This is a genomic window from Legionella hackeliae, assembly GCF_000953655.1.
GTDB lineage: Bacteria > Pseudomonadota > Gammaproteobacteria > Legionellales > Legionellaceae > Tatlockia > Tatlockia hackeliae.
This window is the reverse complement of sequence record NZ_LN681225.1, coordinates 3,298,831-3,319,905: the sequence shown is the minus strand read 5'-3', so window position 1 is coordinate 3,319,905 and position 21,075 is coordinate 3,298,831. Positions and strand designations below refer to the sequence as shown.

Here is a 21,075-nt window from a genome sequence, read left to right as displayed (position 1 = left end):
ATTACCGTGCAAATTCTTGTTTTGAATAAGCGACTCTTTCTGTAACGGATTCTTTTCCCTTCGCTGCATGTGCTTCAATTTTCTGATAACGTTTTAAACCCCCTTCGCGATTAGCAATTTGAATATTTAATCCAGGACGAGCATTTAATTCTAACATTAAAGGACCATGATCTTTATCAAGAACAATGTCGACACCCAAATAACCAAGACCAGTTAACTCATAGCAACTTGCCGCAATTTCTAAAATTTTATCCCAGTAAGGCACAGTGATATCCACAATAGGTCCTAAGGTATCGGGATGGTAATCAATAGCATCATTTTGAAATACACCACCTAGCGTTTTTCCCGTTGCTAAATTAATACCGACGCCGATAGCACCCTGATGAAGATTTGCTTTCCCGCCTGATTGCCGAGTTGGCAGACGAACCATTGCCATTGCTGGGTAACCTAATAAAGTAATGATCCGAATGTCAGGAATTCCCTCATAGCTAACTTCTTTAAAAACAGGATCAACGACGACGCGATGTTCAATGATTGCATAGTCACTGTGACCGCCAAGGCTATAAGCACCAGTAAGTAAACAGGAAAGATGATAGCTAAGCTCTTGGCTAGTGAACAATCGACCATTAATTTGGCGATAGCGACCAAAAACTCGATCGGTGATTACGATAATGCCATCTCCACCAGCACCATGTGCAGGTTTGATAACAAAATCTTTATAGGGTTCCAAAATCTTATCAATATTTTTTATCTGATGTTCACTGTCTATAATCTCATAGAGTTTAGGAACAGCTATTCCGGCTTGAATAGCCAATTTTTTTGTTTGTAATTTATCGTCAACTAATGGATAAAGCTTGCGGTCGTTATATTTTAAAACGTAATCGCTATTACGACGATTGATGCTTAAAATTCCTCGCTGATGCAGTCGACGATACAACTTCCACATTATAGTCGCTCTCCGCCTAGGACTTTAAAGCGTAGCAATTCGGAAAGGCGATAACCTCGATATTGGCCAAACCATAAAATAAGTGCAAGTAATACCAATAACAATTCTGGGAAAGCGAAGACTAGATATTGCATGGGTTCATAATTCATTGCTCCAAAAGCAATGACTGCAGCAATCAAACTTCCTATGCCAGATTTAATGGCTTCAGAGGCACCGCGCTCGTCCCAAGTAATGCACATGCGCTCAATAGTCATTGTTAAAATGACCATTGGGAATAATGCAACGGATAAACCGGATTCCAATCCTAGATTCTGACTCATTACGCTTATAAAAATCATTAGCAAAATCACGACAGTAAGAATAGCTGCCAATCGCGGCACTAACAGTAACCTGAGCTGATCTAAATAGAACCTCGCGAGAAGACCAAAGGAGACAATGATTACAAATAAGGTAATACCCCAAATAACATGAGTCTCCCGAAAAGCTAGTGCAATTAGTACCGGCATAAAAGTACCGAAAGTTTTCAAGCCAACAAAATTGCGTAACAATAAAATAATAAACGCCCCGATAGGAACAGTAAGCAGGATTTTATAAGTTTCCTGGACGCTAACAGGCAATTGCAACAATGAGAAGCGAAGTAGTTGAGAATCTGTTTGTACACCGCGTGCTTTTGCGATAGACAGTGCGTTTATTGGCGTCGGGGATACTGTTAAATTAAAAATAGGTTTTTTTCCGCCAATGACATTGAAGACGGGATCAAATCCATATTGCCAAACGAGGAAATCTTTGGGAAAACCGGCACTTCCTGTTCGCGGATTAATGTATACCCAATCTTTGCCGTTATAAACAACCATAAATAATTTAAAATCAGATTTGTTTTGATGTTTCAAATAAATACCTTTCACAGGCATTGCATAAATTTTTGCCTGATTTAATACGATAATGGCTGCATTGATGACGCTGTCATCGGTGAAATCACTACCAACTAATAATTTCGCATTACCATCCTGCTTGTTTAATTCTTTTATTGTACCTTGCGCAAAAGTTTGAATATCCGCTGAGGATTGGCGCACTTGATTAGTGATGGCATCCACTGCTGCCTTTTGATTTTCAGTTAAAGGCTGTGCTTTGACAGCAGGCGGTTTGACCAGTGAGGATTCGTTATTATCCGTTTCGCGAAAAATCGCGCGATAATAAAGCGATTGTGTGCCACTACTCCGTCGAAGAGACCACACGGTAACTCGATTATAACCGCTTAAATTGGTGGTGACACCATAATTGTGCGAGACAAAATATTCATCGAGAATGGCAAAATAGGGTGGCATATAGGGAATTGTAAAACTCGCTTTTACAGGAGTATTACGTTCCGCAGTAAAGCGTAAATGAGCCTCAACCATCCAGCTATTAACTGTTTCTGTATCAGTGAGGGGAACATCAAGGATTAAGTGGCGATAAAGGAAAACGCCAGTACCAACGATGAATAAAGTTAGAATTAATCCATAAACATGGCGTTTATTTGACTTCATTTTTTCTCAACTTTTTCGGTTTTAATTAAAAAGGCATGTTGTGGATCAATGAGACCATCGAAAGCAATAATTGCATCTCTACCCAGTAGGAGAGGATAATTGAAGCGTTTACGATTTGTTAAATTTACAGGGATGGTCCGTATTTTATCGCCGATTTTAATATCAATTTTTACAACAGGGCGCTTTATAGGCTCTACATGATGTTGTAAAGATAGATGTTCTCCAGCACGGACCTTAATTTTGACTTTACCTACGTACTCACAAGTAAATTCAACTTCACCTTCTTTACCGGGAACTTTAAAACGTAAATAAGCTTTTCCATCTTCTTCAATTTCGTGGATGTCGACGGCACTGAGTGAAGCCGATTTTGCACCCGTATCCAATTTGGCCGATAAAATCATGTTTTTATCAACTAAGGTTGCTTTTTCAACATAGCCATAAATAATTTTTTGATTGGCAGCCATGGAACACCCTAAGAACAATGATGAAACTACAATAAGAAAGCTACGCAGACTCATTAAACCCTTTCCAAATTATGTGAAAAACACTGTTAATCCTAGCAGATTTGTAATTTTACGCCCAGACTTGAGTTGAGTCATTAAGAATTTTTGTAAAATGTTTGGTTCTTGGCTAAGATGTTGTTTTTAGCCTAAAAAACAATCAATTTTAGCATAAAAAATTCTTTTTTAAGGTATTCTTAACTACAACGAATGAAATATTTAATCTTGGAGTGGAAGTTTAAAAAATTGTATTATCAGATAGTTAGCCGAATAGGGAAAAGAGAAAATTTCAAAAAGTATTTATTTAATTATTCATTATGATATTATTAGCGATGGACTATGCGTTTTGTTTTGTTTTAGTTCAAGATGAAAAATTGGTTGCCATTTAGTTCTTAATTCGGTACAATTCCTGCCATCTTAGCCGTTGCTTCTATTCGCATGACAAACGAGCTTACTCCTACAGATTCTATAGAACTTACCGAGCAAGGTTATGTCTATCATATTGCTGGGAGAATGGATACTCAAACCCGCTTGATGGCAAAACAACTGCATGAGCTGGGTATTGTTTATGCCATATATGGTGCGTTAGATGGCTTAAGTCTTTCTTACAGTATGATCAAATACCTTTTTGATCTCCTCTATGGCAATGGCAAAATCTCTACTTCCGACATAATGCATGACTGGATGCTCACTCCTGAAGGCATTGCTGTTGCTGCTTCAAGCACAATTACTTTAGTCGTCTTTGCAATGTTAGCGAATCACTTTAAAGATGATGATAAAAATCAATTTAAAGCCTTTGTAGCTACTGCCTGGCCTTATTGCCGTGACACAATGAAGGGCTTAAAAAATGCCTATAAAGGTTTTCGTAGTGCAGTGCAGGTTATTGATCTCCTTGGCGGTCAGAATCTTAATTTTATGATAGTCCCTATGGGGTTGTTGCTGGGCGTGCTGTCTGCTGCGAATCGTATTTGGTTTCGTTATCAAGTCAATATTCGTAAAGACATGATGAAAGCGAATGCAAAGTTACTTACAGAAATTAAGAATATGGAGAAGCTCTCTCTGCCAGAGATAGCAATAAAACGCGCTGAAATACAAAGTCAATCGATGGCTTTAAGACGTCAAATGCTGCTTTCTGCTGCCTATGGTGGAGTTGTAGATGGTCTTTATCTTTATGTCGGAGTATTGTCGTTATGCTCCCTGACGCCACCTTTGTTTTTAGCGATGTCTGTGTTTTGTGCAATTTATTTTGTAGCCTGTATTGCCACACGAGTCTACGAAGAACATGATTTTCAACGTCGTTTAGTCATTACTCAAGCTAAAATTGAATTAGCTTTATGTGGAAAAGAGCTGGAAACACAGTTTAATGCGCTTGTTAAATTAGCTGAAGAGATAGCTACAAAAGTAACGGATGAGAAATTAACAGACCAAAGAAAATTAGTCGACGAAATTAGCCATTTGCGTGAGGATTTTGAGAAAAGACGCGCCTATCTTCGTGAATTATCGACTCTTTCCTATTCGTCTGCCTTTCTTGCAGGAATTAAAAATGGTTTAGCAGCTTATGGGGCTCTGGCAAGCTCGATGTTTGCTGTGGCAACCGTTATTGTTTTGGCATCTTCCAGTTTCCCCCCCGCATTACTTGTAGCTTGTATTAGTGCAGGGATGGCGCTGTTAGTTGCATTTGTAGCTCATGCACTTATTAACGCTTATCGACATCAAGTTAAACAAGACAAAATAACTATCGACAATCCTCACGATGAAAAATTAAATACAATATTGGAGTCGCTTAAGGGAGCCAAACAGCACGTTGAGGATTTAAAACCGGAAAAAGTGAGAACTGCGATTACTGATGGCATGGTAGTCGATCCTTCACCTCAATTCTTCTTTCAGGAATGGTTCGAAGTGGTTCGCTCATTTTTTTCAGGCTTAGGTAAAGGCTCTAAAGCTGTCGATTTCACAATGAATAGCTTTCAAGAGCGAGGAACGGATGGTCATTATCATGACACTCCTATTATGTTAGGCTTAACAGTAGTAAGTGCCTTAGTGCATGGGACAGCCTTGGCATTAAGAGCCCAGGCACGTGGATTTGGAAGGGACCCTATTGACAACGTACCATCAGTTGTCAAAGCAAGTGAGACAAGCGGGGTCACAACCACCTCGCTGGAGGGGGAGTCAGACCGTTCTTGCGAGCTAGTTTCTGATTCCCCTAAGGCCAATGCGTCTTTGGCATCTGACAAGCCTAGAATGATTAATGGTGGTGATACTGACGAAATAAAACCTACCTTAACAAGTGAAAATCCCAGAATAACAGCTCCAGAATCAAAAAACCGCAATCCTCAACCTTTCTATGCATCCTTTTTTAGAGCAGATCGCAAATCTCAAAGCCATCTACCCCGCTCACAGAGTTCAAAAGAATTACAAGCGTTAGTGCCAGGAGGTAACTCCACCAGAGACGCACAACATACTCCAACACCGACTATACCTACCCAATATTGGTAATTATTTTTGCTGATAGAGTTCGGGATTTAAGCTTGGATCGTTATACATTTTAAATTGATGATATACTCGGAAAGTACGCTTTTGTTCAGTGACTTCATGACATAATTGGCTAAGGCAACTGAGTAACTGCTTTTGTTGTTCTTGGATAGTTTGCCATTTTCTTTGGCATGCTTGACGATGTAATTCATCCACATCCTGGCGATGAACTTGTAACTCCATATGATAGGCTTTGAGGGCAAGGATGGATAGGCGGTCAATCATCATTCCCGGTGTTTCAGAGTGTACCGGACACTCAGTGGGTGCTGCTGGTTGTAGTTTTGTAAATAACCATTCATCCATAGCTTCCATACGATTATTACGCTGCTGATTGCAATAGTCGATCTCTCGTTTGGCATGATAAACAAATTCGAAGCCCATATCTTCTCGTCGAGCTTTATCTTCTGCATGCCACAAGCGGTAGTTAAAAGCATGGTTTTCCTCTACTAACCCCATGAAATTGGTTTGCGTCAGGAGTATGCTACTCGCCTTCCACTGGATAATGCTATCCTTATGGAGCCTAGCTATTTCAGAAACTTGCAGTTCAAACATAGTGGTAATCGTATGGTAAAACACTATATTAACATGTCTTGGGACAAAGCCCTATTTAAAACAAGGATTGCTGAATGAAAGAAGCAGGTTTTTCATGGGAGGAAAAATGCACTCCTAGCCCAAGTAGACGCATGGGTTTAGAGGTTTCATTTCTAATTTTATGAAAAAGCTCATAAAATTTTTGCAATTCAGGTTTAGAGCTTTTAATTTCAGCAGTCGCCAGCTTAAAATCATGAAATTTGATTTTAATATATTGGTTTTTTATTAATAAATTAGGAGTTGAAGTCTTAATGCGTTTTAAAAGCTCGTTGTAAAGTTCGTTAATAATCGTCGTTGCTTGTCCAGTATCATTAATATTCTCAACGAAGGTAGTTTCTACACTTAAGGATTTACGTTCTCTATTGGGTTGTACGGGCCTGTTATCGATGCCACGAGATTGGTAATAAAGATTTTCTCCTAATTTGCCAAAATGGTTGACTAAAGTTTGCAGGGATAGCAATTGCAAATCGGCACAAGTGTGCAAATTCATAGTCTGCAATTTTTGGGCTGTAACCTTGCCGACTCCAAATAGTTTATTGACAGGAAGCTCACTTACAAAAGAGTGAACCTGTTCTGGTCGAATGACAAATAAGCCATTGGGCTTATTCCAACCGGAAGCAATTTTCGCCAAAAATTTGTTAGGAGCCACCCCGGCAGATGCTGTTAAATGCTCGGCCTCCCAGATTTTCTTGCGAATCGCGTCTGCAATCCATGTAGCACTTCCTTGATGGAGGGAACAGTCAGTGACATCAAGGAAAGCTTCATCCAAAGCTAAGGGCTCAACGAGTTCCGTGAACTCCTTAAAAATACGATGAATAGTTTCTGAAATTTGGCGATATTTAGACATATTCACAGGTAATACAATTAAGTCAGGGCAATGTCGATAAGCAATAGCAGTGGGCATCGCTGAATGAATTCCATACTGCCTTGCAATGTAATTGCAGGTACAAAGCACACCACGTTGATTCGCAGCACCGCCTACTGCTACTGGTTTTGTGGCCAAGGAGGGATTATCTCGAATTTCTATAGCCGCATAAAAACAATCCATATCTACATGGATAATTTTGCGGGTCTTAATAGTAGTTAGAGGCTCCATAGTCGGGGTCGAAAATTTAAATACAATTTAATTTTAGCAAGAGCGGGTATTTTTATAATGCTCATAGCAATTTATTCTAAATGCCGACGTGTCGCGGTTTATCCACGCACCTATGGATCCCGCGGACAAGCCGCGGGACGTGGTCTTTAAGACGAAGTGTTAACCTACTCTAAAACATTGGCGTAAATAACATTAATAATTCATCTTAAAGTGCCGACGTGCCCGGTTTATCCCCAGCATCTATAGATCTCACGGACAAACCGCGGGACGTGAACTTTAAGATGAAATGTTAATATACTTTAAGACATCGGCGTAAAATAACGTTGATAAATTTTCAAATAAGTACCATCCGATTCCATATCGGTAAGGGCTTTATTGACTTGATTAATCAAGTCCTGGGATTTTTTATTGGCCATTATTCCATAGCCTAAACCAATGGGAATAGGATTTCCAACTAATTTAAATTGTTGATCAGTATTCGCTACCCAATATTTTGCGTTTTCTTCATCCGTAATTAAAATATCAATGTCACCGTTGTCTAAGGCTTGAAATACTTCAGGTAGTGTCCGATATTCAATAACTTGCACTTCTTTATTAAATTTTGCCAATGTAACGTCTTTGAATACGGTGCCTTGTTCTATACCTACGATCTTATTACGAATATCTTCGGTGCTATTAATCGATGACTTAGTGTTGGTAAGATATTGGCCGTTACTTGTAAAATAGGGCAAACTAAATAAAAATGTTTTCTGTCTTTCTGGGGTAATACTAATTGCACCTACGGCTAAATCGATGTTACCTGCTAATAATTCTGTGAATAATTGGACAAACGTTAATCCCTTAAACTCACAGTCAGCATCAATGCGTTTGCAGATCTCTCGTATTAAGTCGATATCAAAACCAAAATAATGATTATTTTTATCTGCTGAGGTTTCAAAGGGAGGATTGTAAATTAATGCGCCAACTAATACAGTTTTTGCATTTAGGACTGGAAAAAATAAAATGGCAATGAATAAAATGAAACCTCTCACATCAATTCCTTTGATTTTTATTACAGGGTACTTTACTTAGAGAGGGTTGCCAAGTTAGCTTTTGTGCAATTTTTAATTGTTTGGAGGATATAAATGAAGTTAATTGTATCAATTTTATTGATCTTGTGTTTTAGTGCAGCGAATGCTGAAATGACTATGCCTGCATCTTGCAAGCCAATTTCAGTAAAAGAGTCAGTTATGCTATCCACCAAAAAGCCGCTGTTGGTTATGATACATAATTTATCGAGTACGGATTTATGGATTACCCATCCTGTTTCCGAGCCGAGTGCCAGTGCTGGTTGGAGTAGCCGTTTGCAGGCAGGTAATTGGTCTGCTTTAGCTTTAGATAAAGAGTCATTTGAATTAAGTTGCATAGAATCGAAACCTGGCCATGAGCAACAAGTGCCTTGTATGGGAGTCATCTCAGTGTGTCGTTGGCCTGTTGTAACCATGCCGAAGCAAGCTTCTGGGACATTTTGGGCCGGTGAAGATATGAGTTTATCGGCCTTAGCTGAGCATTTAGGGGGTCGAGGTTTTGGATTACCTGATTCTCAATAAATGATAGACTGAAAGTAATAATATAAAAAAATGTGGTGAATGTGAGTAAAAAATCAAAGGATCCTTTCTATAAAAGGGAAAAAGAAAAATACGCTACTCCAATACCAAGTCGTGAATTAATCATGCAGGTACTGGATGATTATGGGCGTCCCATGTCTCGTAATCAATTAATTAGTAAGCTTGAAATTGATAATGCTACTGAACAGGAAGCATTGGGGTTTCGTTTAAAAGCGATGGTTCGAGACGGTCAAATTATGCAAGATCGTCGGGGGCGTTTTTGTTTGTTGGGTCGCATTAATTTACAACGCGGAAGAGTACAGGGGCATCCTGATGGTTTTGGCTTTTTTATTCCTGAGGATGGTGGTGATGACATGATCATGTCTGCCAAAGAAATGCAGACGGTTATGCATGGTGATTTAGTGTTAGCGTACCAGACGGGTATTGATAGACGTGGCAGACCAGAAGGTAAAATTCATGAAGTATTAGAGCATGCTAACCAAACTGTTGTTGGACGTTTCTTTACAGAACATGGTGTAGGATTTGTTATCCCTGATAATAAACGTCTACTTCATGATATTTCTGTCCCATTAGAGTTTGCTGGCGATGCTAAAAATGGCCAAATGGTTCTGACTGAAGTTGTCGCTTTTCCAACTAAAAGGAATCAAGCGATTGGTAAAATAATTCATATTTTGGGTGACCATATGGCGCCCGGTATGGAAATTGAGGTCGCTATTTTTGCTCATGGAATTCCTTCTGAGTGGCCTGACGAAGTATTGGCTGAAGTTGCCAAGATTTCACAACATGTTAGTGAGGAAGACTGTGCAGGACGCACAGACTTAAGGCATTTACCTTTCGTGACTATTGATGGCGAAGATGCAAAAGATTTTGATGATGCAGTTTATTGTTATCAAAAACCCAAAGGTGGTTTTCAACTCTACGTTGCTATTGCTGATGTCAGCCATTATGTCAAAGTAGATTCGGCGTTGGATAAGGAGGCTGCAAAACGCGGTAACTCTGTTTATTTTCCGGGGCAAGTTGTTCCCATGTTACCTGAAGCGTTGTCCAATGGTATTTGTTCTTTGAACCCTCATGTTGATAGATTATGTATGGTTGCCGAAATGGCTATCTCTGATGACGGTAAAATAACTCGTTCACGATTTTATCGCGCAGTTTTTCATTCACAAGCACGTCTAACCTATACCAAGGTAGGAAATTGGTTAGAAGATAAGCAGAAAAGTGGTATTGATGAAGCATTGTGGCCGGCGCTCGATTCGTTGTATACCTTATTTAGTACTTTATTAAAGGCTCGCAAGGAGCGTGGTGCCATTGATTTTGATACTACAGAAACAAGTATTGAATTTGATGAAAATAGAAAAATAAAACGAATTGTTCCTGTAGTACGTAATGACGCTCATCGTTTGATTGAGGAGTGTATGTTGGCTGCGAATGTGGCTACCGCACGCTATTTAGAACGAGCTCAAATACCCACGCTATATCGCGTACATTCTTTACCTGATGAAGAAAAGATTAATGCGTTAAGACTTTTCTTAGGTGAATTGGGTTTAAGACTTGGGGGTGGCAAGAAACCTCATCCTAAAGATTTCCAAAAGACTATGGGGGATATAGGTGATAGACCTGAGCGGCATTTAATTGAAACTGTTATGCTACGCTCGCTTAAACAAGCACAATATGTTGAAGAAAATGATGGTCATTTTGGACTGGCTTATCCTGCGTATACTCATTTTACCTCACCAATTCGTCGTTATCCTGACTTGTTAATTCATAGAGCCATTGGACATTTAATTGATAATCAGGAGGCAAACGAATTTACTTATACTAAGGAGGATATGAGTCGCCTGGGCAAACATTGTTCTGCTACCGAGAGAAAAGCAGATGAAGCCACACGCGAAGTGGTTTCCTGGCTTAAATGTGAATATATGCAGGATAAATTAGGGCAAGTATTTCAAGGGACAATTTCGGCCGTTACTGGCTTTGGCATTTTTGTCGAATTGAACGAAATTTATGTAGAGGGATTGGTACATATCACTTCTCTTAGAAATGATTATTATGCATTTGACGCTGTGAAACATCGCTTGGTAGGAGAACGCAGTGGCCATGTTTATCGCTTGGGCGATAAAATGTCGGTGATGGTTGCGCGCGTGGATTTGGATGAGCGTAAAATTGATTTTGAACCTGTAGAAAATGGGGATTAGCATGAGTGAGCATTATGTTTTTGGTATGCATGCCGTTCATGCTTTATTATTAAATGCTCACCGCCCTACAAAAATGTTGTACGTAAGCCAGGATCGTTTGGATAAAAAGTTGCAAATGATTCTTACTTTAGCCGAGCAAAAGGGCATTCCTGTTGAGAAATTAACAACACAAAAAATGAATCAGCGTTTTGCTGAATTTGCCCATCAAGGTGTTGTCGCTAGTGCAGGAAATTTACCGCAGTATGGGGAAAATGATTTATTAACTTTGCTTGCAAACGCTAAAAAACCTCCTCTTATTTTGATTCTCGATGGGGTTACTGACCCTCACAACCTCGGGGCTTGTTTACGTACAGCAGATGCAACTGGTGTTGATTTTGTGATTATTCCTAAAGATAAAAGTGCAAGCATTACCCCTGTTGTCAGTAAAGTCGCTTGTGGTGCAGCAGAATCAATTCCTGTAGTTCGTGTGACTAATCTAGTTAGAGCTATTGAAATTATCAAACAAGAAGCTGTTTGGGTTTATGGTGCAGCCGGAGAGGCTGGCGATAGTATTTACTCTCTTGATTGTAAGGCGGCGATTGCTATTGTGATGGGCGCTGAAGGAGAGGGATTGCGACGCTTGACTCGAGAACATTGCGACGGGTTATTTGCATTGCCCATGCAAGGAAGTGTTGAGAGTCTGAATGTTTCTGTGGCTACCGGTGTTTGTTTGTATGAGGTGGTTCGTCAGCGCTCCTGATATTTGCAGTGGAAGCAACAAAGGATTGTGTCTATTTATCAACAGGTTCAGCAGGGATTGCTCCGTAGCGTGCCATAATGAATTGGCCCATGTTTTTAGCCAATTCTTTTTCAGCATAAAAGAATTTTCCTTCAATTTCTTGTTTCAATAATTTCTCTTCTTCCTCGTTACTGACGCGAATAGCTGCTTCAATTTGAGGGTTAAGAGTACGTGCAATACTCATAATTTGTCGTATATTAAATGTGTCTGAAGTAGCAACAACTAACATCCCTGCACGCGCAACATGCGCCTGTATCAGGACATTGGATTCAGATGCATCACCAAAAACTGCCGCCATTTTTTTCTTGCGTAGTTGCTCCACAAGTTCGCGATTTTGTTCAACAATAACAAAGGGCAAGCCTTGTAAAAGGAATACTTGAGCTATACGCCGACCCACACGTCCATAGCCTACCAAAATGATTTGCTTCGATAGATATTTTTCTTCGGTAGTCATGGGCAATTCGCCCAAGGGATCCTCATCACGTTCGAAGCGTTGAATCCAGGAGGATTTAGATCGCATCCAAATTTGCAAAGGCCCCACCAATTTAAAGATTAAGGGGTTTATCGCGATGGAAAATAAAGCCCCTGCCAGTATTAATTCTTGTCCCTCTCTTGGTAATAGTTTTAAACTAACACCAAGTCCTGCAAGAATAAAGGAGAATTCACCAATTTGTGCCAAGCTGGCTGAAATAACCAATGCCGAATGTAGAGGATAACGTAATGCTAGTACCAAAGCGGCAGCAACAATGGATTTACCAATAACAATAATCCCTACGACCGCTATAACCTTTATTGGTTGTTGGATAAGAATGAGTGGATTAAATAACATCCCGACTGAAACAAAAAACAATACTGCAAAAGCATCACGAAAGGGTAAACTCTCCTCTGCTGCGCGATGGCTGAATTTAGATTCCCTCATGACTACGCCAGCAAAAAAGGCACCCAGTGCGAAAGACATTCCAAATAACTTTGACGCTGCAAATGCAATACTTACCGCTGCCGCAATGACACACAAGGTAAACAATTCTCTAGACCCTGTACGGGCTATATGCCATAACAATTTAGGAAAAACCCAACGGCCAATAAATAGCATGAATGCAATAAAGGAGGAGATTTTAAGAAGAGTAATTCCTAACACTAACCAAAGGTTTTTGTCCTGTCCTGGGGTATCAATACCCATCCAATCCGGTAACAAAGGTAGGAATACCAGGACAAGAATCATGGCAAGATCTTCAACAATTAACCAACCTACAGCAATTTGTCCGTTGATAGAGCCAAGAATACCTTGAGATTCAAGCGCTCTTATTAACACAACGGTGCTGGCTACTGATAAGGCAAGACCGAATATTAATGCACCGCCTAAATTCCATCCCCAAGCCATGGCAAGACCTGCACTAAGCAGAGTCGCGACTACAATTTGAATAAGAGCTCCAGGCAAAGCAACTTTGCGTACTTCAAGCAAACTACTTAATGAAAAATGCAGACCGACACCAAACATCAAGAGCATAATACCAATTTCAGCCAGTTCCGCGGCAATTTCAGTATTAGCAACAAAGCCCGGCGTAAAGGGACCTAAGATAACTCCAGCTAATAAATAACCAACCAAGGCCGGTAAATTAAGTTTGACAGTAATAAAACCCATAATTAACGCCAAACCCAGGGCCGTTGCAATTGTCGTAATCAAGGGCAGGCTATGAGTCACGATTACTCCCTAAGCATGGAGATAATTTTTACATCGCTATTGGGCAAAAAGAATTCTGACAAGGTTGTATAACCATTTTTCTCATATAATATTTGATTGCTCGCATGTGCTGTTTCTAAATAACAGGGGAAACCACTTTGATTAGCCAAGTCAAAAGTATGGTTCATTAAGGCGGTACCAAAACCTTGTCGCTGATAGCCTGGTTGGGTTGCAAGACACCAACAATACCAAAAAGACTTTAATCCCATTTGTCGATTACGTTCTTCTTGCGCTAGTTCATCAAATAGCATAACGCGATTGAAGGCTTCTGTTCCCAACTGTCTAGGCAAACCAAGATAGCCCGCACGAAAGGCTCTCCACCAGGAAAATTTATTATCCCCTGGCGACTTGCGAAGGGCCACAGCTTCTAAGTTTGTTGTACAAAATGCTTTTCCATACAACATGCAATAGCGAGTTATCGCATTAAACATGTGGGGGGCTTTTTGTTGATAATTCTCAGCTAAAACCCATTGCATCAGTGGATCTTTGGCGAATGCTTGCGTTAAAGTGGCGACAGCTGAGTTGATGTCGCCGGATTGTAAATTACGAATTTGAATAATGTGATTAGTCATTATTTCTCAAGAAATTGCTTAATTGTTTTTGTAAGCCTTAAAACCAATTCCTGAATTTCTTCTTCATTAATAATTAACGGAGGAAGTAATCTAATGACTGTATCGGCAGTCACATTAAAAAGTATACCATTTTCAAGACCAATAGCTCTGGCATCATTGGCTGGCCTATCAAGCTCAATTCCTAACATATATCCTTTACCGCGAAACGCCCGAATATTCGGATGTTCACCCAGCTCCATCACTAATTTCTCTTTCAAAATAGCACTGTTGTGGGCAACCAGGTCGCATAATTTATCGCGCTCAATGACATCTAGCACAGTGAGGGCCGTTGCACAGGCAAAAGGATTACCGCCAAAAGTTGAACCATGATTTCCAGGTTTAAACAAATCACTTGCTTTTTCACCCATTAAACAAACACCAATAGGAATACCGTTGCCAAGCCCTTTAGCAGTAGTCAGGATGTCTGGCTTAACGCTATTGTGCATATAGTAAAAATATTTTCCAGTTCTGCCGTTTCCGGTTTGAACTTCATCTAAAATGAGTAACCAATCATGCTTTTTGCACAGCTCAGCAACTGCACGCAAATAGGTATCATCAACAACATAGATACCTCCTTCACCTTGAATAGGTTCAATCATAATAGCGACGACATCATCACGATTTGCAGCGATGGTGTGGACAGCTTCGATATCGTTAAAAGGGGCTCGAATAAAACCGGGAACAAAAGGTTCAAAGCCTGCCTGCACTTTTCGACTGCCCGAGGCAGTTAAAGTAGCCATTGTTCGACCGTGAAACGCTCGCTCCATAACAATAATCGATGGTGTTTCAATGCCTTTTTTATGACCATAAAGGCGAGTAAGCTTAATTGCTGCCTCGTTTGCTTCAGCACCTGAATTGGCAAAAAAAGCTTGTTTCATCCCGCACATGCCAATTAGACGCTCGGCCAATAATTCTTGTTCTTTAATATGATAGGCATTAGAGGTATGCAGTAGTTTTGCTGCTTGCTGCTGAATGGTTCGAGTGACATCTGGATGCGCATGGCCTAATCCACAAACAGCAATACCACTTAAAGCATCAAGATAAGCTTTACCCTTATCGTCATATAGCCAGATACCTTCTCCATGGGTAAAACTGATGGGTAAAGGGTTATAGCTTGTGATTAGTGCCATGAAAACTCCTTTTGTTTAACTATTGCCTTCGTTAATCGAATAGCATGTAAATTAACGTAGATTGCTAGCGACAAATTCCCAATTTACGAGTGACCAAAATGCTTTAATGTAATCAGGACGCACGTTACGGTAGTCAATATAGTAAGCATGCTCCCACACATCACAGGTCAATAAAGCTTGTAAGCCTTCAGTCATTGGCGTGCCTGCATTACTTGTATTTATAATTTTAAGTGAACTATTTTTGTCTTGCACTAACCAAGCCCAGCCTGAACCGAAGGTTGTTGCAGCCACTTGAGAAAATTCTTCTTTAAATTTTTCAAAAGAACCAAAGTGTTTGCCAATAGCATCGCCAATCTTGCCTGTTGGTTCGCCACCGCCGTTTGGACTTAGACAGTGCCAGTAAAACGTATGATTCCAAACTTGAGCTGCATTATTAAAGATGCCACCAGACGATTTCTTGATAATATCTTCCAGACTAAGATTTTCAAATTCAGTGCCGGGAATTAATTTATTGAGATTGGTCACATAAGCGCTGTGATGTTTACCATAATGGTATTCTAATGTTTCTTTAGATATATGTGGTTCTAAAGCATCCATCGCATAAGGTAGTTGTGGTAACGTAATAGCCATTTTTGATCCTCCCGATTTAAAGAATGATAAGTGTAGCAGGAAGGTAAACATATTCAATCTTATATACAAGAGGTCGTTTTACAATCTATGTTCATTATAATCTATAACTTTTTGTTAAGTTTCGACGGCTTAAGCCGGTTGCTAGTTGCGAATTGATCTCATTTTCGCCATAATTAACACTGGCTAAATTTTTTTTGTTTTTTTGATAGGTGACCCAAGTGGATACAATAGACAAGATCAAACAACAAATTGCAGATAACGCAATACTACTCTATATGAAGGGTACTCCTAAAATGCCTCAATGTGGTTTTTCTGCTCGCGCCGTACAATGTATTGATGCTTGCGGAGTGAATTTTGCTTATGTGGATGTTCTTGCTAATCCAGACATTCGTCAAACACTGCCACAATACGCTGATTGGCCTACTTTTCCGCAATTGTATGTCAAGGGAGAGCTAATTGGTGGTTCAGATATTATTGCTGAACTTTATCAACAAGGCGAATTAGAGTCGTTATTACGTGAAGCTGTCGCACTTTAAGCTTTATAAAATTTGTGCACCTCTGTGCGCTTTCTCAAGGAGAAATAGATGAGTGTTTTAGTTGGACGCAAAGCCCCGGATTTTACAGTACCTGCTGTATTGGCTAATGGGGATATCACTGACAAATTTAATTTGCATGATTCATTAAAGGGCAAATACGGGCTAGTATTTTTCTATCCTTTAGATTTTACCTTTGTATGCCCTTCTGAATTAATTGCACTTCACCATCGTATGGATGAATTCCAGCGTCGTGGTGTTGAAGTTGTTACCGTGTCAATTGACTCTCAATTTACTCACAATGCTTATCGCAATACCTCTGTCAAAGAGGGTGGTATTGGGCATGTGAGTTTTACAATGGCTGCGGATATGACTCACACTATTTGTCAATCTTATGGTGTTGAGCATCCGGTTGCTGGTGTAGCGTTCCGCGGAGCCTTTGTTATTGATAAGAATGGTGTTGTGCGTTCGCAAATTGTTAACGATTTACCAATTGGTCGTAATATTGACGAACTTATTCGCATTATTGATGCGGTTCAATTCTTTGAAGAGCATGGAGAAGTTTGTCCTGCTGGTTGGCAAAAAGGAAAAGCAGGTATGAAGGCCTCTCCAAAAGGCGTAGCAGAATATTTATCCAGTCATTCAGACGACTTATAGTAATCTACATGAATATTGCGCCATGCGTTTAGCATGGCGCAAAAAAGTTCTGCTGTTTTTTCAGCATCATAAATCGCCGAATGTGCTTCACTTGCATTAAAATTAATTCCAGCTGCTTGTGCTGACTTTGATAGTACAGTTTGTCCATAAATAAATCCTGAAAGAGTTGCAGTATCAAAGCAGGTAAATGAGTGAAAAGGCGATTTAACACCAGTTCGTTTGACGGCTTCTTTTATAAAAAGCAAATCAAACCAGGCGTTATGTCCCACTAATACCGCTTTTTGGCATTTCTGTTCTTTTAACGCCTTATTAATGGGTGCGAAAAGATTTTTAAGGGCTTGTTTTTCTTCAATGGCAAACCTTAGAGGCTGATAGGGATCAACCTGAATAAACTCAAGTGATTTCTCATCAAGTTCAGCACCCTCAAAAGGAATAATATGTTCAAAATAACTCACTTTGGGGGCAAAAACACCTTCACTGTCAATTTCAAGTAAGACAATACATATCTCCAACAACGCATTTTTAAAAGGATCAACGCCAGCAGTTTCTATATCGACAACTACAGGCAAGAAGCCCCGAAATCTGTCCTTGAGTTTTGAACAAAAAATCGTATCAGGTCGATTCATGAATACTCCATGGCAAGGTCTCTCCAGCCGCAACAGGAATGACCTGTTCTGTTCCAAAAGGAAGTATGGCAGGTATAAGCTGCGAGGATTTTACTAAAGTCAATTTTTCTTTATTAATTGGTAATTGATAAAAATTAGCACCAAAGTGGCTTAAAAAAGCTTCTAACCTGGATAACGCATTTAATTGTTCGAAAATATCAGCATACAAGGCGACGGCATAAGGCGCTGAATAAATACCGGCACAGCCACAAGCACTTTGTTTGCTACCTACTGTATGGGGAGCACTATCTGTGCCTGCAAAAAATTTAGGATTACCGCTCGTTACAGCATCCCGCAGAGCATATTGATCAGCTTCGCGTTTTAAAATAGGCAAACAGTAGTAGTGAGGTCGAATGCCTCCAACAAGCATGTGATTACGATTATACATTAAATGGTGAACTGTCACAGTGGCCGCGACTGTATCCGGTGTTTGTTGAATAAAATTAACAGCAGCTTGAGTAGAGATATGTTCAAGCACAATGCGTAATTTAGGAAAATTACTAATTAAAGGCATTAAATCAGTATGAATGAATTCAGCTTCACGATGGAAAATATCGCCTCGAGTGACCTCACCATGAATTTGCAATACTAAATTTTCATCTTGCATTGTTTCAAATAGTGGGTATAGGGTACGTAAAGAATTGACGCCCTCTTCTGAATTCGTTGTCGCTCCTGCAGGATAGAGTTTCGCGCCTAATATAAAAGAATAATCTTTTACCTTTTGTAACTCATCTGCGGTGACGCTTTCATTAAGATATAACGTCATATAAGGAGAAAAATTGGTATTCTTAGGCAGTACTGAGAGAATTCGTTGGTGATAACTTACTACATCATCAACGGTTGTTAGAGCCGGTTTAAGATTAGGCATAACAAGAGCACGTGCAAAATGTTGTGCCGTTGCTGGGACTGTATCATTTAAATATACGCCATCCCGAAGATGTACATGCCAATCATCGGGACGAGTAATCGTTATAAAATCCATAATAAAGATTCCGCTAAATTTGCCGATATTTGAAGCATAACATGGATTCGCTAAGCGGGATGAGCAAAAAATGACATTTATACGGTTTGTTATACAATGTCAGTTACGAATTGCAATACTGTGCTGGCTACCTTTCAGTGCGATGGCTACTGTTCATGTTGATTACGCTAGCCCAATGGGAGATGAAAATTGGCGAATGAGCGGTAGTAAATTGCGCTGCGGGTTATCTTTAACTGTTCCTAATTATGGAATTGCTTATTTTGAGCAGTACGCCGCCAAGCCACCGCATTTTATTCTAAGTAAGTGGCAGCAAGTTCAAAAACAATTACCCGCTGTTGTTTACGCAGCACCACCCATCTGGAAACCCCAAGGAAAATCTTATTTTATTTCTAAAACAACTGTTAATCCTGGCGAATATGGTCTTTATCTACCTCGAGAGCCGGCATTAAAAGTACTCACTTATTTAGCAGAAGGTTTTCAAACAAAATTTGAATACCAGTCTGAAGAAGGATTTCCCGTTACTGTTGCACTATCCCCAGTCCACTTTCAACGTGTGTATGCGAAATATCAACGTTGTCTCGGGAATTTATTGCCTTTCGATTATGCGAGCGTAAAGACTACTATCATTTATTTTGATTCAGATAGTTTTGAGTTGAGTGATGAAGCGAAAAAATTATTGAAAAAAGTTGCTATTTATTCACGTGTCGATCAACAAGTGAAAAAAATTAAAATAGCCGGATATACCGATGACACAGGGCGGAAGTCTTACAACAACGCTGTATCTGAGGCACGAGCAAAGGCTGTGGCCAGTTATCTGCAAAGTCAAGGAGTACGCGAGGACCGCTTATCGGTTACTTGGTTTGGCATTAAAGATCCTGTGGCCCCCAATGATTCTGAAGCAGGCAAAACGTTAAATCGAAGAACAGTGGTAAAAATTATTAAATCAAATAATTGAAAAATATGTTAAAAAATAAATTGCACACCTCACTATATATCTGTTACATTCGAAAGAAATGAGCCGCTAGTAAACCTCAAAAAAAAAACCTAAAACCAGCTAATTTTAGTTTTTAGCGATGGTTGTTTTTTTTGATCTAAAACGAGAGGCTTTTTTTAGGAAATTTAAAAGTTAGCTACTTTGTCCCCTAATACAAGTTGGTAAAAAATTTATTTGTATGGATATAAAAGAGGCAACTTTGTGCGTTAAGCCGATTAAATTATCGAATTTATAGAGATTTTTTGTAGAAATAGTGTTGACTTTGGTAAAGTAGCGCTTGATAATCTGACCATGTACGTTCTCGGATAGAGCGATGATTGCGTACTATAGTCAATACCATGTTGTGGTTTGACGGCTAAACGGGAAATTAATAATAAAAAAAGTGGAGATGAAGCATGTTAAATCTGAAAAAAACAGCGGTGGCTGTTCTTGCTTTAGGTAGCAGTGCAGTATTTGCTGGTACCATGGGTCCTGTTTGCACCCCTGGCAATGTTACTGTTCCTTGCGAAAGAACTGCTTGGGACTTTGGTGTATATGCTCTGTACCTTGAGCCAGCATATGACGTAGACTTCGGCTACCCATTCTATACTTCTCCTGATGGTATCTCTACTCACTACCGTGATTTAGATGCTGATTGGGGATGGGGCTTCAAATTAGAAGGTTCTTACCATTTCAGTACTGGTAACGACCTGAACCTAAACTGGTACCACTGGAACAAAGACAACAGCAATAACTTTGGTGCTGCTTTCTTTGGTCCTTTCGGTCCTGTCTACGGTTCACACCATTGGGAACCTAAGTGGGATGCTGTTAACTTAGAATTCGGTCAACACGTTGACTTCGGTGAGTTCAAGGACATCCGTTTCCACGCTGGTGTTCAATACGCTCGTATCGAACATGAATTCACAGCTTCTGGTTATGTTCCACCAGCATCTGTGTTAACTGGCTTCTCAACAACTGGTAGCAGTGAGTACAACGGTTTCGGTCCACGTACTGGTATGGACATGACTTACAACTTCGGTAATGGTTTCGCTATCTATGGAAACGGTGCCGCTGCTCTGTTAGTTGGTGACTCTAAGTTCAGCACTTCAACTGGCGCTGCTGGATTCTTAATCGGTCATACTTCTGGTTCTAAGACAACTATCGTTCCTGAGTTGGAAGCTAAGTTGGGTGCTAAATACACTTATGCTATGGCACAAGGTGATTTGACTCTAGATGCAGGTTGGATGTGGGTTAACTACTTCAATGCTAACCACTTCATCGGTACTTTAGCTGGTAACCGTGAATCTAACTTTGCTCTACACGGTCCTTATGCTGGTTTGAAATGGGTTGGTAATGTGTAATTAACCCCCAAATCGGACATG

Annotated in this window: 20 protein-coding genes; 8 read left to right on the top strand and 12 right to left on the bottom strand. The window is 39.9% G+C overall.

Annotated elements, in window-relative coordinates:
• Position 1 precedes the first annotated feature (1 nt).
• Genes LHA_RS14655 through LHA_RS14645 form a run of 3 tightly spaced genes read right to left on the bottom strand, consistent with a single transcriptional unit; the run spans position 2 to position 2,990 of the window.
• The gene (locus tag LHA_RS14655; RefSeq protein ID WP_045107208.1) at positions 2-946 is read right to left on the bottom strand and encodes an alpha-L-glutamate ligase-like protein; all 945 of its coding nucleotides are present in this window, start codon (positions 944-946) and stop codon (positions 2-4) included.
• Complete coding sequence (locus tag LHA_RS14650) at positions 946-2,472, bottom strand: inactive transglutaminase family protein (RefSeq protein ID WP_045107207.1); 1,527 nt, start codon at positions 2,470-2,472, stop codon at positions 946-948. The genes LHA_RS14655 and LHA_RS14650 overlap by 1 nt, the downstream gene beginning before the upstream one ends.
• Entirely contained in the window at positions 2,469-2,990 is a 522-nt protein-coding gene (locus tag LHA_RS14645) for an ATP-dependent zinc protease family protein (RefSeq protein ID WP_045107206.1), read from the bottom strand. The genes LHA_RS14650 and LHA_RS14645 overlap by 4 nt, the downstream gene beginning before the upstream one ends.
• A gap of 420 nt (positions 2,991-3,410) precedes the next feature.
• Here LHA_RS14645 and LHA_RS14640 point away from each other — a divergent pair, with 420 nt between their 5' ends.
• A complete protein-coding gene (locus LHA_RS14640; RefSeq protein ID WP_045107205.1) occupies positions 3,411-5,468 on the top strand; it encodes a hypothetical protein in 2,058 nt (685 codons plus the stop codon).
• On the opposite strand, the gene LHA_RS14635 is transcribed toward LHA_RS14640, so the two are convergent.
• The 3 genes from LHA_RS14635 to LHA_RS14625 form a co-directional block, all read right to left on the bottom strand.
• A complete protein-coding gene (locus tag LHA_RS14635) occupies positions 5,469-6,056 on the bottom strand; it encodes a DUF4254 domain-containing protein (RefSeq protein WP_045107204.1) in 588 nt (195 codons plus the stop codon). It abuts the gene before it with no gap.
• A gap of 55 nt (positions 6,057-6,111) precedes the next feature.
• Positions 6,112-7,191, bottom strand: coding sequence for a DNA polymerase IV (dinB, locus tag LHA_RS14630; protein ID WP_045107203.1), 1,080 nt, complete (start codon positions 7,189-7,191; stop codon positions 6,112-6,114).
• Between the two features lie 299 nt (positions 7,192-7,490).
• Complete coding sequence (locus LHA_RS14625; protein WP_045107202.1) at positions 7,491-8,222, bottom strand: transporter substrate-binding domain-containing protein; 732 nt, start codon at positions 8,220-8,222, stop codon at positions 7,491-7,493.
• Between the two features lie 93 nt (positions 8,223-8,315).
• Here LHA_RS14625 and LHA_RS14620 point away from each other — a divergent pair, with 93 nt between their 5' ends.
• From LHA_RS14620 to rlmB, 3 genes are read left to right on the top strand one after another with little or no spacing between them, the layout of a single operon-like run.
• On the top strand, positions 8,316-8,780 hold the full coding sequence (locus tag LHA_RS14620; protein ID WP_045107201.1) for a hypothetical protein: 465 nt from the start codon (positions 8,316-8,318) through the stop codon (positions 8,778-8,780).
• A 41-nt stretch (positions 8,781-8,821) separates the two neighbouring features.
• Positions 8,822-10,993 carry a ribonuclease R gene (rnr, locus tag LHA_RS14615; RefSeq protein WP_045107200.1) on the top strand — a complete coding sequence of 724 codons (2,172 nt, stop codon included), beginning with the start codon at positions 8,822-8,824 and terminating at the stop codon, positions 10,991-10,993.
• A gap of 1 nt (position 10,994) precedes the next feature.
• Positions 10,995-11,732: a 23S rRNA (guanosine(2251)-2'-O)-methyltransferase RlmB gene (gene rlmB / locus LHA_RS14610; RefSeq protein WP_045107199.1), complete on the top strand. Its 738-nt coding sequence runs from the start codon at positions 10,995-10,997 to the stop codon at positions 11,730-11,732.
• 31 nt (positions 11,733-11,763) lie between these two features.
• Here rlmB and LHA_RS14605 read toward each other — a convergent pair whose 3' ends face one another.
• Genes LHA_RS14605 through sodB form a run of 4 tightly spaced genes read right to left on the bottom strand, consistent with a single transcriptional unit; the run spans position 11,764 to position 15,883 of the window.
• On the bottom strand, positions 11,764-13,473 hold the full coding sequence (locus LHA_RS14605) for a cation:proton antiporter (protein WP_045107198.1): 1,710 nt from the start codon (positions 13,471-13,473) through the stop codon (positions 11,764-11,766).
• Positions 13,474-13,475: 2 nt separating this feature from the next.
• Positions 13,476-14,084 (bottom strand): GNAT family N-acetyltransferase, encoded by a 609-nt coding sequence (locus LHA_RS14600; protein WP_045107197.1) that lies wholly within the window; start codon positions 14,082-14,084, stop codon positions 13,476-13,478.
• Positions 14,084-15,253 (bottom strand): aspartate aminotransferase family protein, encoded by a 1,170-nt coding sequence (locus LHA_RS14595; protein ID WP_045107196.1) that lies wholly within the window; start codon positions 15,251-15,253, stop codon positions 14,084-14,086. Before LHA_RS14595 ends, LHA_RS14600 begins: the two co-directional genes overlap by 1 nt.
• Positions 15,254-15,304: 51 nt before the next feature.
• A complete protein-coding gene (gene sodB, locus LHA_RS14590) occupies positions 15,305-15,883 on the bottom strand; it encodes a superoxide dismutase [Fe] (protein ID WP_045107195.1) in 579 nt (192 codons plus the stop codon).
• Positions 15,884-16,101: 218 nt separating this feature from the next.
• Here sodB and grxD point away from each other — a divergent pair, with 218 nt between their 5' ends.
• Together grxD and LHA_RS14580 are read left to right on the top strand one after the other, a co-directional pair.
• On the top strand, positions 16,102-16,419 hold the full coding sequence (gene grxD, locus LHA_RS14585) for a Grx4 family monothiol glutaredoxin (protein ID WP_045107194.1): 318 nt from the start codon (positions 16,102-16,104) through the stop codon (positions 16,417-16,419).
• Between the two features lie 48 nt (positions 16,420-16,467).
• Positions 16,468-17,073, top strand: coding sequence for a peroxiredoxin (locus LHA_RS14580; protein WP_045107193.1), 606 nt, complete (start codon positions 16,468-16,470; stop codon positions 17,071-17,073).
• Here the strand turns inward: LHA_RS14580 and rnt are convergent.
• Positions 17,055-17,699: a ribonuclease T gene (gene rnt, locus LHA_RS14575; protein ID WP_045107192.1), complete on the bottom strand. Its 645-nt coding sequence runs from the start codon at positions 17,697-17,699 to the stop codon at positions 17,055-17,057. The genes LHA_RS14580 and rnt overlap by 19 nt on opposite strands.
• Positions 17,686-18,720 carry a dihydroorotase gene (gene pyrC / locus LHA_RS14570; RefSeq protein ID WP_082060372.1) on the bottom strand — a complete coding sequence of 345 codons (1,035 nt, stop codon included), beginning with the start codon at positions 18,718-18,720 and terminating at the stop codon, positions 17,686-17,688. The genes rnt and pyrC overlap by 14 nt, the downstream gene beginning before the upstream one ends.
• 70 nt (positions 18,721-18,790) lie before the next feature.
• Here pyrC and LHA_RS14565 point away from each other — a divergent pair, with 70 nt between their 5' ends.
• Together LHA_RS14565 and LHA_RS14560 are read left to right on the top strand one after the other, a co-directional pair.
• Positions 18,791-19,675: a flagellar protein MotY gene (locus tag LHA_RS14565; RefSeq protein ID WP_045107190.1), complete on the top strand. Its 885-nt coding sequence runs from the start codon at positions 18,791-18,793 to the stop codon at positions 19,673-19,675.
• Between the two features lie 434 nt (positions 19,676-20,109).
• Positions 20,110-21,054 carry an Lpg1974 family pore-forming outer membrane protein gene (locus tag LHA_RS14560; protein WP_045107189.1) on the top strand — a complete coding sequence of 315 codons (945 nt, stop codon included), beginning with the start codon at positions 20,110-20,112 and terminating at the stop codon, positions 21,052-21,054.
• The last annotated feature ends 21 nt before the right edge of the window (positions 21,055-21,075 follow it).

Excerpts from the sequence above, each read along its gene's own strand:
- LHA_RS14655 (WP_045107208.1), bottom strand. The coding sequence starts at position 946 with ATGTGGAAGTTGTATCGTCGACTGCATCAGCGAGGAATTTTAAGCATC.
- LHA_RS14650 (WP_045107207.1), bottom strand. The coding sequence starts at position 2,472 with ATGAAGTCAAATAAACGCCATGTTTATGGATTAATTCTAACTTTATTC.
- LHA_RS14645 (WP_045107206.1), bottom strand. The coding sequence starts at position 2,990 with ATGAGTCTGCGTAGCTTTCTTATTGTAGTTTCATCATTGTTCTTAGGG.
- LHA_RS14640 (WP_045107205.1), top strand. The coding sequence starts at position 3,411 with ATGACAAACGAGCTTACTCCTACAGATTCTATAGAACTTACCGAGCAA.
- LHA_RS14635 (WP_045107204.1), bottom strand. The coding sequence starts at position 6,056 with ATGTTTGAACTGCAAGTTTCTGAAATAGCTAGGCTCCATAAGGATAGC.
- dinB (WP_045107203.1), bottom strand. The coding sequence starts at position 7,191 with ATGGAGCCTCTAACTACTATTAAGACCCGCAAAATTATCCATGTAGAT.
- LHA_RS14620 (WP_045107201.1), top strand. The coding sequence starts at position 8,316 with ATGAAGTTAATTGTATCAATTTTATTGATCTTGTGTTTTAGTGCAGCG.
- rlmB (WP_045107199.1), top strand. The coding sequence starts at position 10,995 with ATGAGTGAGCATTATGTTTTTGGTATGCATGCCGTTCATGCTTTATTA.
- LHA_RS14600 (WP_045107197.1), bottom strand. The coding sequence starts at position 14,084 with ATGACTAATCACATTATTCAAATTCGTAATTTACAATCCGGCGACATC.
- LHA_RS14595 (WP_045107196.1), bottom strand. The coding sequence starts at position 15,253 with ATGGCACTAATCACAAGCTATAACCCTTTACCCATCAGTTTTACCCAT.
- sodB (WP_045107195.1), bottom strand. The coding sequence starts at position 15,883 with ATGGCTATTACGTTACCACAACTACCTTATGCGATGGATGCTTTAGAA.
- LHA_RS14580 (WP_045107193.1), top strand. The coding sequence starts at position 16,468 with ATGAGTGTTTTAGTTGGACGCAAAGCCCCGGATTTTACAGTACCTGCT.
- rnt (WP_045107192.1), bottom strand. The coding sequence starts at position 17,699 with ATGAATCGACCTGATACGATTTTTTGTTCAAAACTCAAGGACAGATTT.
- pyrC (WP_082060372.1), bottom strand. The coding sequence starts at position 18,720 with ATGGATTTTATAACGATTACTCGTCCCGATGATTGGCATGTACATCTT.
- LHA_RS14565 (WP_045107190.1), top strand. The coding sequence starts at position 18,791 with ATGACATTTATACGGTTTGTTATACAATGTCAGTTACGAATTGCAATA.
- LHA_RS14560 (WP_045107189.1), top strand. The coding sequence starts at position 20,110 with ATGTTAAATCTGAAAAAAACAGCGGTGGCTGTTCTTGCTTTAGGTAGC.